Source organism: Halomonas alimentaria (assembly GCF_009902005.1).
Lineage (GTDB): Bacteria > Pseudomonadota > Gammaproteobacteria > Pseudomonadales > Halomonadaceae > Halomonas > Halomonas alimentaria.
The window spans coordinates 997,061-1,011,911 of sequence record NZ_WUTT01000001.1 but is presented as its reverse complement, the minus strand read 5'-3'; the positions used below and the strand labels follow the sequence as shown (position 1 = coordinate 1,011,911).

Here is a 14,851-nt window from a genome sequence, read left to right as displayed (position 1 = left end):
AGCGTTACGGCGGCGATGAACAGCGGCACGACCGTTAATTTGAGAATCAGCACTTTTCAGCTCCTTCTGCTCAACGCAAAGCGCAACGGCGCGAGCTTGCGAGCGTCCGGCACACGAAGTGTGCGAATTGGCGCGTATTGTTAGGCATTTTTGCTCCTGGCCTGAACAACGTTAAACGTCCGCTCCCAAGTCACGCGTTGAGCCCCACCCTCGTAAGCTGAGATTTTGACGACCCCAGCTCTGGTAAAGCGTAGCTTCATGTCCGCTATCCCTCCCTCGGCGTCAAAGCATTGTTTGCCACCATTGCTAAAGTCATATTCGCTAGCTGTCCAGTTTATGACATGCCCGATCGAGTACATCCAAGATCCTTCTGTGTCATCTAGGTATTCTGGCTGCGGCCCGCACATTTCCACATGTAGCTCAGAGTTGACTGGAATTTCTGCTCGCAGCGATACCCACTCTTCCGCAACCACGTTGGTGGTCGTGTTGGCAAGAACATTTTTCCCGTGTCTACCGAACTGCGGATAGGTGAAAGAAGTTGATGGTGGCTGGGACTCAGCCGAACCGCTTTTTGCCTTGAGAAGCTCCAAGCGTTCGTGATAAAGAATCCGCGCGGACCCCCAGCCTAGTCCAAAAAACAGAAGTGCAAAGCCAGTTGCAACCCATGCATTACTCGAAATCCAGTTCCAGTTTTCATATAAAAATTTCATAGTAGCCTTGCGAATGAGATTTCCTGAATTTGTGCCTAACAGGTATTAGACAGCATGCTCGTTTATTGACTTGAACGATCACGCGCGTTCAACATTCTTATACCTGCACACCAACCCATTGATTTTTATGTGCACTTTCGTCAACGTGGCTGCATAACACCAATAAACGCGCTTGCTGCCTTTTCCGGCATGGCCGCTTTGGGTCGATAGCGGACTTTCCCTCATGTACACACCCCATACTCCAGTCGCATGATAAGGTCATAAACTCGCTGAGGATCTTCCACCATCACATCTGCCGGAGTGCGCCCTCGAAGCGCAATTTCTGGGCTCGTCATCCAGCGCTCGGCACCTTCTCGGCTCTCAAGCAGTCGCTCGGCGGCTTGCCAGATGTCAGTCTCGGTAGGCGCATCCACGATCTCACGACCCACATCGGGCATGTTCTGCCAGGCTTGTAGCTCATCGGGGTGTGGAGCCTGTGGGTCGCACTGTGCCAGTAGCTGATCGAGGGAATAAGGCCGCTCCTCCGCGGGAACAGACTTGGTGGTGTCGACATCGGGTCGCGTGAGCTTTTCTCGCAGCCACGCCTCAACCTTCGCGCACACCGCGTCATTCTCTTCAGGCGGCACGAGAGTGGCGTCGATCTCACCGCTGCGGTGTATGAAGAACTCATCAGGGATGGTCAGAGAGTAACCACCGCGCAGGTAGGCGATGATCTCGCCGCTCATGGCGGCCATGTAGGAACGGTCGCTCTGCAGGCATTCCAGCGCCTCGCGGAAGCTCTCCAGAGGCTGGGGGAAGCGGTCACGTAGGTCGATGGTCCGGTAGGCAAAAATCCGGGCTAGCGGGTCTGAAGGGAGGTGTGAGGGCTGTGTCATGGGGTGGCTACCCAGCGGATGATTTGGCTATCAGGGTAGCCCATGTCCAACGCGGACTACCGTTGCTCCCTGACGGGTACCAGCATCAGTCCAGAAACGCAGCGACGCCTTCCTCATCGATCGCCTCATGCACTGCGTCCAGGGCGGCCTGGTCGGTGGCGAAGCGGTCGTCCCATACATGGGAGGTGCCCTCCTCATTGACGACTTCCAGCAGCCAGTCGACCTCCTCTTCCAGGCGGTAGATATCCACCTGCAGGGTGTGGCCATCGCGGGTGATGGTCTGACTCAAGGGGCTCTGGATCAGCTCGGGTTCAGTGCTCATGGCGGTGTCTCGTGGTTGGCGGCGCGAGCGGCGCCGGGTGACGTTGCAGCGTCGAGCCAGCCTATTCGTCTATCGAGGAGCTGAAGGTGGGCTGGAAGAGAGTTCCCACGGTCAGCTGCTCTTCCACTTGGCCGGCGTGTAGCGTCTCTTCCCGAGACGGGTAGTGACGAAGCAACCCCCTCGCCTGGCGGCGGACAGATTCAGGGAGGGAGGCATCCAGCGAAAGCCTCTGCAGAAACTCCCCAGCGTGAATCACGGCGCGTGTGCGTTCAGATGGCATGGTCATCGGCACCTCCCCCTTTCAGCTCGTGTACGGCGGCAGCAGTACGGTCACTCCACCCCCAGCGCCTTTACCACGGCATCCACCGGCTCGGCGTAGAAGCTGGTCTGGAACTTGGTGAACAGCTCGGCGGGAATCGTGGGGATATCCGCAGCGCTGGCCATGGGCAGGGTGACCCGTTTGCCACCGGCGTCAAAGGCCACCTGCAGGCACTCCGCGAGGTTCTCCACGGGCTTGAGGCTGCCACCCAGGCTCATGTCGCCCAACACCACCATCTGGCTCTGCGTGGGCCTGCCCAGCAGCCCAGAGGAGAAGGCCACTAGGCTGGCCAGGGCAAGATCTCGCAGCACCCCGGTGTTCTGCAGGTCGACCACATGCAGGTGGAAGTCGTGCTCCAGCACCTTGCTGGAGCCACTGATGCGGCTGGCGTTGGCCTTGAAGTAGTCGAAGGCCATCTTGACCTGCTCCTTGGCCGAGGTGGAGTTCCACAGCCCCGACATGGCCAGCTTGCCGCTACCGGCGGTGACCTGGAGCTCGATGCGGTAGACCCCCGGCATGCCCTTGTCGCTGAGGCCGATGGTATGCACCACCCCGGGCTTGCCGAGCCCTTCGGGAATCAGCCCGCCGCCGCCCTGCTCCTTCACCGAGACGAAGTGCTCCTCCAGCGTCTCCTTGTCGATGTAGCTGAAGTGGACGTCGTAGAACTCCATGCCGCCGATTTTCTTGAGCTGTTCCTTCACCCTGCGGCGCACCTGCAGGGCGTACTCCAGGCACTGGCGCACGTCCTCCTTCTGGTACTCACCATGCGGGTAGAGCAGCTTGAGCAGGCCGGAAACGGTCTTGCGCACGGCGATGACGTCACGCTGGTTGAGGTTGTCGCCCAGACGGAAATGCTGGTCGATGGCGTCGGCGAAGCTGCGCTTGCGCATCTCGCGGAAGAACTCGGCCAGGTAATCGACGATGAAGCCGTAGCGCTGGGTGAAGAACGATGGCCGCATCTTGGGGATCTCCCAGCCCGGGATGTAGGCGTGGAAGCGGTCGAAGAAGGCGGCGTCGATCATGGCGTCGGGGAACGGGGTCAGCAGGTGACTGGTCTTCACCAGCGACTCGACACTCTGGTTGATGTTGCCGACGAACACCATGGACGCCGAGGCCTCCATCTGCTCGCGCCCGCGGGCGAAGGAGCCGGAGGCCATGTAGTCCTTCATGATCTGCACGCCATCCTTGTCCTTGAACGAGATGCCGGCCACCTCGTCGAAGGCCACCAGGTCCCACATGCCGACCAGGCCGATGCGCCGCGAGCTCATGTTGTAGAACAGGTTGGCCACGGTGGTCTGGCCACCGGAGACCAGGATGCTGTTGGGCGAGCACTCCTTGTAGATATGGCTCTTGCCGGTTCCGCGGGGGCCCAGCTCGCAGACGTTATAGTTGTTCTCCACAAACGGAATCATCCGGGCCAACAGGTGCCACTGCACCTCGGCGTCCAGCTCGGCGGGCTCCATGCCGATGGAGCGCACCAGCACTTCTCGCCACTGGTCGGTGGTGAAGCCACGGCGCCCCTCAAACAGCTCCTCCATGTTCATGTGCGGCATCTGGATCGGCTTGAGCTGGCTGACCCCGAACGGCGAGCCGCGCTGGCCCTCCTCGTGGTAGTAACTCAGGGTGGCGATCACCCAGATCCCGCCCACCAGCAGCTTCTCGTGCTCCTTGACGATGCCGGCAGAGATCTCGGCATCCTTGATCCCCAGGTTGCTGAACGCGGCCTCGTAGCAGTCCTGTTTTTCGTTGAGACGCACCGTCACCCGGTCGATCACCTTGAAGCTGCCGCGCTCGCGGACCAACGACTTCACCTTCTCGGCCTCGTCGGGGCGCACGTAGTTGTCGGTGAGGATAGTCTTGACGTTCTTCAGGCCCTCATCGATCACCTCCGGATCGTCGGTGGCGCAGTACATGCCGAGCAGGTACTCCAGCACGTAGACCGGCACGTTGGCGCCTTCCTTGACCCGCTGGGTCAGGTCCTTGCGCACCACCCGGCCGGCGAAGTGGGTGTTGAGCAGGGTGTCGAGGTCGCTCTCCTGCTCCGCGGCGGGGTGAGGTGGCATATCGGGCTGCGGTTCACTGTCCATGCTGAAAGTCACGCCAGAGGCTCCAGGGTACGGTGGTGACAGGATGCCATCTTGAGCGGCCGGCGGAGCCGGGCCCTTGGCTTAGAAGAAATCATCGGTGAAAGCCAGATCAATGACCACCCGATACCGCTCAAGCTCGGTCTGCAGGTCCTTGTCGCGCAGCACTAGGAAGTAATCGCGCTTGCGGTCGAAGTCGGTACCCGACAGCGACAGGCGCACGGACTTCATGCGCTCGCTGATGTTGTCGCTGGTGCTGTCGAAGGTCACGGTTTCTTCGCTGGAGACCGCCTCGGTGCCCTCGAAGATGGCCACCGCCAGGGTGATGGGTTTGAGCTGCTCGCTGACCGCCTCGGTCTGCAGCAGCTCGAAGCGCTGGATGTTGTTGACCATCTTCAGCGAGGCCTTGGGCGAGATCACATCCACCTTGCGGCGAGTGCGCTTCTCGACCTTCTCGCCGCGCAGCTGCTTGACGGTGAGCACCGGCACGACGATCTCCTGGGGCATGATGCCGCCATGCACGAAGCGGGCGCCGCCGACGAAGTGGAAGCGGTGCGCGCCCTTGGGTATCCAGAATTCGGTGTCGCAGGTGGTGCCGGCGGTCTCACGGGTATGGCCGTGCCACACGCTAGCGTTGTCGGGCAGGTTGGTCCCGAGCACATAGCGCTTCTTGCTCTTGAAGGCGCCGGCCGGCTTCTCGGTCAGGCTGGTGCGGTCGGTGGCGTCCAGCTTGCTGCGCTGGAACAGGAAGCCATGATCGGCGGTGACCAGCACGGTGCTGGTGTTGAGGTGCATCAGGATCTTGCGGGTGAGCGAATCGAGCTCCTCGATGGCGTCCTCCACCGCGGCGAAGGTCTCGCTCTCGGTACTGGCGGTATCCCCCCGGGCATCCACCACGTTGTGGTAGACGTAGACCAGCTGCATGCCCTTGATCGCCTCGCGGCCCTGCTCGCGGGACCAGCCCCTTACCTCATCGGCGGTCACGGCCATGGCCTGGCCGCTCACGGCGGCGCTCAGGCGCTGGCTGCGGTTCTCGGTGCCCTGACTGGACTTGCCATCCACCAGCACGCTGTCACTACCGGGCTGGTAGCTGAGCTCACGGTGAGGCAGCAGCGAGGCCATGCCGAGGGTGGTGTAACTGGGCACCACACCGAGCTGGCTGCTCAGGGTGGCCTCGCTGTAGCGCTTGGCGTTGATGCGCTCGCGCAGCTCCTCGGCCGCCTCATAGCGGAAGGCGTCGCTGATGATTACCACCAGGCGCTTGTTGCGATGGGCGTCCAGGTGCGGGCGCACCACGTCGCGGAAGAAGTGCTGCTGGTTGGGGATGCGCGACAGTTTCCAGTCGTGCAGGCGCCCCTCGGCGTCGATGCGCTCGCTCCAGTTGCGGGTGAGCTGGCCCAGGAACCACTCGTCGTAGCAGCGCTCCACCGCCTCGTCGAGCTTCTTGAGCAGCTCCACCCCGGTGTTGTCGGAGGCCACCGCAAAGTGGCGGTAGGCGGTATCGAAGCGGTAGAGCTCGGTGCTGTAGGCGTGGTAGAGCGCCTCGACGCTCTCGTAGTGGAAGCCGTTGAGGTGCTGCTGTCGCAGGGCGAACAGATCGATGGCGGCACTCAGGGCGGCGTAGAGCTGGCGATAACGTGCGCGGCGCTCGTCGTTCTTGTGGCGCGAGGCCCAGTAGCCGTCCAGGCGCTCGGCGATGATGCCGCGGAACATCTCCAGGTCGCGCACGTCGGCCTGGGGGATGGCCAGGCACAGATCGACGATGATCTGCCTCTCGACCACTTCAAAAGTTGCCACGTTGGCCAGCCGCTCCAGCGGCACGTCGCGGATCTTGTCTTCGATGCGCAGCGCCTCAGCCACCCAGCCGGAGATCACATCGAAGCCCGGGTAGAAGCGCGAGCTGTCCCGCCAGCGTGAGAGCAGCGCCCGGGAGGTGGCCCGGGCGTTCACCGAGGCGATGGCATGGCTCTGTGCCCAATCAGGGATCTCGGAGATGCTCTCGCAGTAGCCGGTGGTCAGCAGCCGCAGCATCAGCTGCCCGAATGACAGTGGCGCCTCGCCACTCAGTTCCGCCTGGGTAGCGGGATAGCCCACCTCCAGCTGCAGGGCCCGCACCAGGCTCGGCACCAGGGCGTACTTGGCCATCTCCTCCAGCGAGGAGGGATTGCCCTCCAGCCCTGTCTCTTCTTCCACCGCCTCATCACCAAGATGGAACAGCAACGTGGCGATATCGCCCGCGGGCGCGCCCACCACGGCGGCGCACATGGCCAGATCCAGGCCATCCTCGTCCATTTCCGGTGTGACCAGGCGCTTGAGTGTTTCAACACGCTTGCGGGCGCCCAGGAAGGCCTGGCGCTTTGCAAGATGCTCACGCAGCACGTGCCGCGTAAGCCCCAGCTCGTTGAAGGTCATCGACAGCTGGTCGGCATAGAAGCGCCCGGAGTAGAGCTTGATGTCCAGCAGCCAGTCATCCTCCGGCGCCGGCTCGGCGTAAGGGAAGTAGAGCAGCGTCGGTGTCTCCGGCTCCTCCAGCTCCAGGCGCAGCTTCACCCCGAAGGTGGACTGCCCGGCCATATTGAAGATCTGCACGCCATCCAGGGCCAGCTCATTCAGCACATCGGCAAAGTGGCCAGGGGCGTCGTACCAGAAGACCAAGCGGTGACTGTCAGCGAAAAAAGCGTTTTGAAGCCCCTGCTGGAGTTGATTGAGCTGCATCTAGCCTCCTTGCCGATCGGGCATAGTCGATGAATTGAAGTAGCCCGACACTCGCTTAACGGTACAGGCAAGCACCATTAGCTTACAGCTCTCATAGTAATCACGAATCATATTTGCTATCAGCTTTCATCATGCGCCGAGAACTTCATAAAGATTATGGTCTTTCACTTATGGATAAAGTAAGCAACACCCGAAAAAACCGGGGATTAATAATTTATTCATAGGCACTTTGGATTTCATCACGAAGCGCTTTGGTTTCAGTAAGAAGAGATGCCATTTCACTTGAAAGGCCCGAGTTTTTTTCAGCTTGACCTCTAATCTCTTCCAAAGAGGTATCAATTGCATCAACTGGGCTCAAGAATGCAGTAAAAATAAAGCTTGATATCTGCGTTTCAAAAGCATCTCGAGTGCTTTTCGAATACTCCCGAAAATTCTTACGGATATCACGCCTTACTTGCAGGATCTTCTTCTCCTTCTCGGCTCTTTGATAGTCGTCAACTATTTGCAAGCCAACACCTAAGACAGACATTGCCGGGCCAAGGAACTTTGCGCCTTTACCTATCTTGTCAGCAATTTTAATTGCCTCCCATGGCCCAAAACTATAGTCAAAAAACTTCCCAACATTTTTTACCATGTCGTGAAGCTGGCTTCCTGAAACTCCTCCCAACCCCGTTCTTCCCGAAGCCCCTATTGCACTTTTAGAAATAGCAGAAAAGCCTTTTTCTGCTGATGTTAAAAGACCTTTAGTGAGCACACTATTTAACAGTATTGGATCATCGTGAGAAAACCCATCAAGGCTATTTTCACCTGACCGGAGGTCAAACTCTCTCGCTTCCTTTAACGCCTGCATAACCTTCTTGGCAGCAGGGGTGGAAGAAAGATCATCAAGCTCTTTCTCTAAGTCCTCTATAGTTTCTAGAGAAACATCTTTAATTTTCTCCATTGCAGAGTCAGTAATCTTTTCACACTCATACAATGCTTGTTCCTGAGTTCTCTGAAATTCCTCTGTGTCACTACCTAGCGAATCAGCGAGTTTGTTGCCGTTTTCTATTACACAAACATCAAGCTCGTCTAGGATCGCTCTAATTTTCTTTTGATAGTCTCGCTTATTATTATTAAACACCCTCCTATACTGAGAAAGCATGCTAACCACACCCCTGCTCAAGGGATCATCAATTGTCAAGCTATCAATCTTTTCCTGAAGCTTGTTTTGATACTCTTGAAGAGGGGTGGTAAGTCTAGAGTAAATCCCTTTCCTTGCAACAAAATCATCAATCTCTTTAATAAACCCTTCACGATTAGAAATCGCTAAAAGCTCTTCCTGCTCTTCCTTATCATCTTCATCCAAACCATCGAAATAAGATTCCGCATCAGTAAAGACAATGGAAAAATCCTCAGGTATCTTGGGCTCTAACACTGGAGCTATTGCAGATAGCTTAGTCTCTTTGCTGGCTGAGTCGCTCTCGAATTTATTGATTATTATCATCATCTCATTGGCTCGACCTTTCTCAAAACAAAGGTTACGAAAAGAAGAGCCTACGACATCGTCAAACAGCTCATTAGTTATGACATAGGCAATGAGATCCGCACCATCAATTGCACTAATAGCTTTTTCATCATGATCTTCACACTGTCCAGCTAAAATGCCTGGTGTATCCCAAATTGAAATAGACTTGTAACGATACTCTGCAACCGAATCCGTTGTAACGCCTGCACCAACTTTAACGCCATCATCATTCGTAAGCATCTTTATTAATGAGGACTTACCTGCACTGTACTGGCCGGCAAAAACTATGCTAAGGGGTGAGAAATCTTCATTAAAACCAGGTAGCCCAATGCCGCCGTCGGTATCGCGTAGAAGTTTATATACGCGCTCACCAAGCGATTTTACCTTGCTGTTGAAAACATTATAAGAAATATCAGACACAACTACCTCTCCTCAAACTAGCAAGTAACAATTTTAATCTCACATTCGCAAATAGCAGCGACCATTTTTACTCTTCGGTGGTCCTTGCCTATAGCTTTTCCTACATTCTCAGCCTTGACAGCCACCTCAACAGTTCTCTCATCTAAGACATTCACCTCTTCGATAACGCCTTTATATAGGTGCGACACTTTGCTTTTTAAATCCTTGTCATATACTACTCGGACATTTTCCCTCATCGTTAGCCCCATCGACCTTAGCAAGGCGGCATCTCTGAAGTAACCATCAACCATAAAATAGCATGCATAACCTGGCACTCTGACTATTTTTTTTATCCTTGGGATTTTAAAATACTCCCTCGTTATTATGTATGAAATTTTGTGCAGGAGCCTAACATTTATCTCCTGGGCTACATTGTTGATACTTTCTTCTTTTTTCTCAAGATTTTGAGATATCTGCTGTATAGAATTGCAAAGCACTAAGAGGTTGTTTTTGGATGGTTGGACCAAGCCTTGCTCGACATCCTTTTTAAACCAAATCTTGAGACTTTTCTTTATTTTATTTTTGCTTTTCTCAACCTCTTTTAGCAATGCCTTCCTTTGCTTTGCTTTAGCTTCTTTTAGCTTTTTATCTCTGCTGTCAGAGAAAAATGAGAAAATACCAAACGCAATAGCAATTCCAGCTGCAGCCCAGCCTACCGGGTTCCAGGCGTTAAAAAATGCAACTGAGCTAACAACTGATGTTATAGCTGCGCCCCATCCATTTATCCTTCTGTAGTCTGCTTCGTTAAAACCTTCTCCCGTGTGTGAAACCTCGAACGCTAAAGAAACATCGATATTCTCCTTCATCTCTCTTTGGAATTCATTAATTTCGTCCGATACTTCTTCAATTATTCCTTTAGTTGTTTTCTCGATCTTGTCAGAAATATTGAATTTTTTGCAGTGTATATCCCATTGAGCTCCTGGATCCTTGCTTTCAATATGATCATCAACGAAATCAGCTATTGAATTAACAAGGGGTTTGTATGCATAACCAACTTCTTGATCGAGCCTTTTTGGCAAGTCACGCTCTACTTTAGATTGCCATTGAGACACCCTGGCTAAGCTTGACTCATACTGCTCTAGCAATGCTTCAAGTCTGTCACGCTGGCTAAGAAGTATAGATCTCTGTGTGTCTATGTGATGAAGGGTAAAGTCTAGGAATGTTTGTACGCGCCTTGCTGGTCCGCTTGTTTCAACCTCAGCTTGAAGTTTTTTTAAAAGAAAATCTATATTGCTTAACTCGTGCAGCTGCCTTGACTCTTCACCCTGTAGGTTGTTGGAAATAAAAGCAGCTTGGGCATGTATTGTCACTATGCTTATTTTGCCGGGATTCATGCCCACTTTACTGGCTAAATTTTTTAATCTATCAATATGACCTTCTATAACTTCATTTTTATATATGTATTTATCTGGATTCTTAAGTGCCCTACGCCTATTGCCATCACTCTCTAGATCTTTCTTCATATTCATGACGAATATGAGAGGCTTGTTTAACTTATAAACATGCTCAAGCTCGGTAAATGTTGTATCTTGAATGCTGTCGCTGTTGAGAAGAAATAGAACCACGTCTGAAAGCTCTAGTATCTCTCTTGCTATCTCAGTGTCCTCCTCCCCTCCATAAGCTCCGAACCCAGGAGTGTCAATAATTCGCAACCCATTCCACTCATATTCCTTCACATCTCGTGTGGTTCTTTGCGCCCCCTTACCTATCGTGCTTCCATCACCAAAAGTAATTGCTTCTCGTATTGTGCTTTTTCCTGCCATAGTTCTTCCGAACAACATGACGTTGAAATAGCCTAATCTTTTTTTCTGATTACTTAGGCTTTGGTTCCGCTTATCTTCTAATACTGTATGCTCTTTATCCAGGTCGCCCTTAATTCTTTGAAGCCCGAGCTTAAGTTCGCTGGTTGTAGCTAAAGAGCCGCTTGCATAATCTACGACTCGCTCAAGCTCTTTGCTTAAGTCGTGCATAGAAGTGTCGCAGCGGCCAAGGAATTCTTGAGATGCCTGATATTCACTGCTCGCTATAGTGCGGCAACTATCCAGAGATGCCAGGTATTTTTGATATGCTGTCACCGCAAACAACCTCGTTCCTCGTGGTGTTTAGTGTGTATGGTTGGTCAAGTTCTAGATCTCTTGATAGTCGAAAAGCGGACTATGCATCTTTGCCACTTACGGCTTTTACCTCCGCCAACAAATCCCCAAACTTCCCGTAGTTCACCTTCACCCCATCATCCAGATCTAGTGAGATCCGCTGGTCGGCGTGGTGGCGCAGCTTCTCGTCGAAGGTGTTGAGCTCGGCCTGCTGCTTGTAGAGCTTGCTCAGCTCCTTTTCGATGCGCTTGGCTTCGGCGGCGGAGGCGCTGGCTTCCTTGTCCTGCTCTAGCTTCTCGACGTAGCCAGCGAGCTTCTCGGTGAGGGGGATCACGTAGTCGGTGCGCATCTCGGCGAGAGTGCTTTCATTGTAGCGGTGCAGGTAGACCAGGCATTCGAAGGCTCTCTGTTTGCCGGAGCTGAACAGCCAGTAGATGGGGCGTTTCTTGTAGGTGCGCAGGTGATCCTTGTAGAACTGCGTACTGAGGTAGCGGCGGATGGTGTCCAGCGCGGCTTCACCCTTCTTGGACTTGATGGCGTGCAGGCAGAGGCTTTCGGCCACGAAATCGAGATTTTCCTGCAGGTGTTCTTCACCCCAGATGGTACGAACGAAGTCACGGAAGCGGTTGGTAGCATCGTCGGGGAACCACTCTTGGTCGGTCAGTGGAATGATGGCATTTTTATCTAGCGCGAAGCTAGGTTCGGGAATTTTGGCGAGATAGTCACCGATGGTTTCGCCTTGGCTCGCGAGAATCAGACCAGGCTCGTCCAGCGAATAGCGGCCCATCATGCATCCGACAGAATAAGATAACAGTTGCGCTGTTTTATAACTCTTTAAAATCTCCCATGGATTTTTATCAGTGTCGCCTACAGAGTAGTCTGGGTTATTAAACAAAGTGATTGCAGATCTCGGTGGCTCTGCTTCAGTCCCCTGCGGCGACCCAATACTATCTAAAAATAATTCGTTAACCCTTTTCTCTATTTTAGCCAGTTCGCAAGTTTTGTATTCAACTATATCCCTCAAATTTTTCCAGTCAAAGCTTATCTTTTTTGAACTTTTATTAAATGCGGAAAAAACGATCTCGTTACCAACAAAGTCCCAAGACCTTTCATCAGAATCCCAATCATTTCGACTGATTGTTACTGCCGAGTAAGCCAAATCTTTAAGCTCACCTCTTACTCTCTCATTCGAATAGACTTTAGCAGGAAAAGGGAGAGACGCAACATTTCCAGCTTGAGTCTCGATAGTAGGATTGAGAATTGCCAAGGTATCGTTGACTAGAGATGTTGAGAGATAAGCCAAAACAAGATAATGATTATCATCATTGGGATAAACGGCTGATCCTTTGCAATCCGATATATGTCCATGATCGCAATGCCTAACCCCAAAATAAGATGAGCTTGTGGCAGTCCATGTGATGGACTTTTTGAAAAAGAAAGAGCTACTCCTAATAGAAGCTCTTCCAGTGCTTTTCACTTCTTTGCCATTATTCTTCCAGTTCAAAACAAATTCATTATTTCCGTACCATCTTCTGAATTCACCGCCTTTTTTGTAAGGAAACCATCTTTTCTGGCTATCATCGGCTTCTTGAGAACTCTGTGCATCAAAACAAATGTTGTTAGTTGAGACTTCGTGCCATCGCCGGAGGAAGCGGTCATTATTTGCAGTATCCATACCTTTTCTAACTGGCGCCATATCTCCTAGCAAAATGCCGTCTTTAAATGCGGAGAAGATATGCTCCGGGGCCCAATAAGCCACTGGGCTCCCCGGAATCTTCTTGAAATCATCCGGCTTAGTTTCATAGAACCAGCCACACTCTCGATTCTGAATAGCTTCCAGCGTTTTCGGCCCCTGATTTACCGCACCTCGAAAGTCTGATAGCCGAATGTAGCTGCCGGTATAGCTGGCGACATGCCCTTTGCTGAGTGTAAAGGTACAGATTGGCACCGTTGCGCCATCAAAGCCCGAATATTCCAGCTGAATCAAACTGGTGATGACGTCTTCTTCGATTAAACGCTTACGGAGTTGTTCATAGCTGGAGATAAACATCCAGACAAATGGCGTCATAAAGCCCAGCTGGCCATGGTCTTTGGCAAAGGCTAGGTTGCGTACGATAAAAGCGGAGAAGAGGTCTTTTTCGTATCCTTTGTACGCGTCTTTCAGGTATTTCTTTACCACTGGCGTTTGGTACTTGCTGCCCATATAGGGCGGGTTCGCCACCACCGCCTCATATCGCTGCGCCAATACCCACGCCTGCTGCACAACTGGCATCAGTAGCTTGGCAGCGGTTTTCTGCATGGTGTCGCCGCTGTCGGCGAGCTCGGTGAGCACTTCCAGCAGGGACTTGAGCGGGGCTTCAAAGCTATTGGGTACTTCGATCAGCGAGCCGAAGGTCTTGGCGTCCTGAAAGCGCTCGATCAGGTCGACGATGGCCTTGTAGGTACTGTCGTTGCTGGAGAGCTCCTTCTGCTCGCCCTCGAACAGGTTCTGGGACTGGCCCTGGTGCCAGTCACCGGTGAGGTTGAGGTCCCGCCACAGGGTGCTGGCAACCAGGTGCTGGGTGCTCTGCAGGGCCATCACGTTGAGGCGAATGCCTCGGCTGAAGATGCGACGGTCGTCTTCGCGGGCCTTCATCAGCAGCGCGAAGCCGGCGAGCTGGGCGGCGCGGTCGTCGATATCCAGGCCGAACAGGTTGTTCTCCAGGACCAGCTTGGGGATGTCCCGGGAACGGTAGCCGCGCTCCTCGTAGATCGCCTTCAGCACGTTGTAGGCCTCGACCAAGATATGGCCGGAACCACAGGCGGGGTCGAGCACTTTGATGGTCTCGGGGTCGATGCTGGCCGCGGTGATGGCGTCCAGTTGGGCCTGCACCTCGGGCTCCTGCTCGGCGGGCTCGATGTAGTAAGGCATCTGGCCCTTGAGGGGGGAGTCCGGGTAGGTCTGCAGCCATTGGCGGCCCACGGAGTTCTGTACCAGGTACTGAACGATCCAGTTGGGGGTGAACAGCTGGGTGGCGGCGGGGATGTCCTCGCTCTTCACCACCTTGCCGATCACCTGGTCCTTCTTTTCGGCGATGTAGAACTGGTAGAGCCAGCCGATCACCTCGACGTCCTGCCAGTCCTCCTCGGGAATCGCCTCCACCAGCTCGCGGATCAGCGAGTCGGTCTTGGTCAGGTTGTCGGGCAGCAGCAGCTCGCTGGCATCGTCCAGCGGCTCGAACAGGAACGGCATGGCCTCATGCAAGGCGTGGCACTGGGCCAGCAGCAGCTCGCGGTAGAGGGCTTCATCCTGGGTGCCGTCGAGCTTGAGCTCGCGCACGCGGGCGGTATCCAGCCCGGGAAGGTCGATCTCCAGGCAGTCATCGAGGATCTGGAAGCCGCCTTCGTGGTCCGGGTGGGAGAGTACCCGCCGGCCATGATCCAGATAGCCCTTGAGCTCCATGAAGCGGATCGCACACAGGCGGTTGAACCAGCTGTAGGCGGCCTGCTCCATGGCCTGCTCGAAGCCGAGCTGGGTCACCCACTTGGCCAGCGCCTCGCGGGGGCCGCGCAACGCCTTGGGGAAACTATGGGTCTGGCCGTCCAGAGCGCTGATCAGCATCACGTCGCCGCGCACCTCGGCAGGCGCTACATGGCCCTTCGTGATTCCATAGCGGGCGGCCTGGCGGGTCATGGTCTCGATAAAGCGGGTACGCGCCTTGGGGGCGTACTTCTTGATGTTCCCTGTGTTCATGCTGGATTCCTGTCGGCGCTGAATTGTGGCGCCG

General features: G+C 54.3%; 9 protein-coding genes. All 9 read right to left on the bottom strand.

Annotated features, from left to right (window positions below; genetic code table 11):
- Positions 1–140 precede the first annotated feature (140 nt).
- Positions 141–710 carry a hypothetical protein gene (locus GRB96_RS04810; protein WP_161430995.1) on the bottom strand — a complete coding sequence of 190 codons (570 nt, stop codon included), beginning with the start codon at positions 708–710 and terminating at the stop codon, positions 141–143.
- A 221-nt stretch (positions 711–931) separates the two neighbouring features.
- Positions 932–1,585 (bottom strand): antitoxin Xre/MbcA/ParS toxin-binding domain-containing protein, encoded by a 654-nt coding sequence (locus GRB96_RS04805; RefSeq protein ID WP_161430994.1) that lies wholly within the window; start codon positions 1,583–1,585, stop codon positions 932–934.
- An 85-nt stretch (positions 1,586–1,670) separates the two neighbouring features.
- Positions 1,671–1,907 carry a hypothetical protein gene (locus tag GRB96_RS04800; RefSeq protein WP_170293767.1) on the bottom strand — a complete coding sequence of 79 codons (237 nt, stop codon included), beginning with the start codon at positions 1,905–1,907 and terminating at the stop codon, positions 1,671–1,673.
- A gap of 61 nt (positions 1,908–1,968) precedes the next feature.
- Positions 1,969–2,187 carry a BPSL0761 family protein gene (locus tag GRB96_RS15800; protein ID WP_338074050.1) on the bottom strand — a complete coding sequence of 73 codons (219 nt, stop codon included), beginning with the start codon at positions 2,185–2,187 and terminating at the stop codon, positions 1,969–1,971.
- Between the two features lie 50 nt (positions 2,188–2,237).
- Positions 2,238–4,325 carry a protease Lon-related BREX system protein BrxL gene (gene brxL / locus GRB96_RS04795; RefSeq protein ID WP_476729746.1) on the bottom strand — a complete coding sequence of 696 codons (2,088 nt, stop codon included), beginning with the start codon at positions 4,323–4,325 and terminating at the stop codon, positions 2,238–2,240.
- 69 nt (positions 4,326–4,394) lie between these two features.
- Positions 4,395–7,025 carry a BREX-1 system phosphatase PglZ type A gene (gene pglZ / locus GRB96_RS04790; protein ID WP_161430992.1) on the bottom strand — a complete coding sequence of 877 codons (2,631 nt, stop codon included), beginning with the start codon at positions 7,023–7,025 and terminating at the stop codon, positions 4,395–4,397.
- 214 nt (positions 7,026–7,239) lie between these two features.
- The gene (locus GRB96_RS15795; protein WP_161430990.1) at positions 7,240–8,952 is read right to left on the bottom strand and encodes a GTPase; all 1,713 of its coding nucleotides are present in this window, start codon (positions 8,950–8,952) and stop codon (positions 7,240–7,242) included.
- A gap of 17 nt (positions 8,953–8,969) precedes the next feature.
- On the bottom strand, positions 8,970–11,066 hold the full coding sequence (locus tag GRB96_RS04780) for a GTPase (protein WP_205743491.1): 2,097 nt from the start codon (positions 11,064–11,066) through the stop codon (positions 8,970–8,972).
- Positions 11,067–11,145: 79 nt separating this feature from the next.
- Positions 11,146–14,817: a BREX-1 system adenine-specific DNA-methyltransferase PglX gene (gene pglX, locus GRB96_RS04775; RefSeq protein WP_161430988.1), complete on the bottom strand. Its 3,672-nt coding sequence runs from the start codon at positions 14,815–14,817 to the stop codon at positions 11,146–11,148.
- Between the last annotated feature and the right edge of the window lie 34 nt (positions 14,818–14,851).

What these genes read in the sequence shown, in the direction of transcription:
- GRB96_RS04810 (WP_161430995.1), bottom strand. Translation starts at nt 710, where the DNA reads ATGAAATTTTTATATGAAAACTGGAACTGGATTTCGAGTAATGCATGG.
- GRB96_RS04805 (WP_161430994.1), bottom strand. Translation starts at nt 1,585, where the DNA reads ATGACACAGCCCTCACACCTCCCTTCAGACCCGCTAGCCCGGATTTTT.
- GRB96_RS04800 (WP_170293767.1), bottom strand. Translation starts at nt 1,907, where the DNA reads ATGAGCACTGAACCCGAGCTGATCCAGAGCCCCTTGAGTCAGACCATC.
- GRB96_RS15800 (WP_338074050.1), bottom strand. Translation starts at nt 2,187, where the DNA reads ATGCCATCTGAACGCACACGCGCCGTGATTCACGCTGGGGAGTTTCTG.
- pglZ (WP_161430992.1), bottom strand. Translation starts at nt 7,025, where the DNA reads ATGCAGCTCAATCAACTCCAGCAGGGGCTTCAAAACGCTTTTTTCGCT.
- pglX (WP_161430988.1), bottom strand. Translation starts at nt 14,817, where the DNA reads ATGAACACAGGGAACATCAAGAAGTACGCCCCCAAGGCGCGTACCCGC.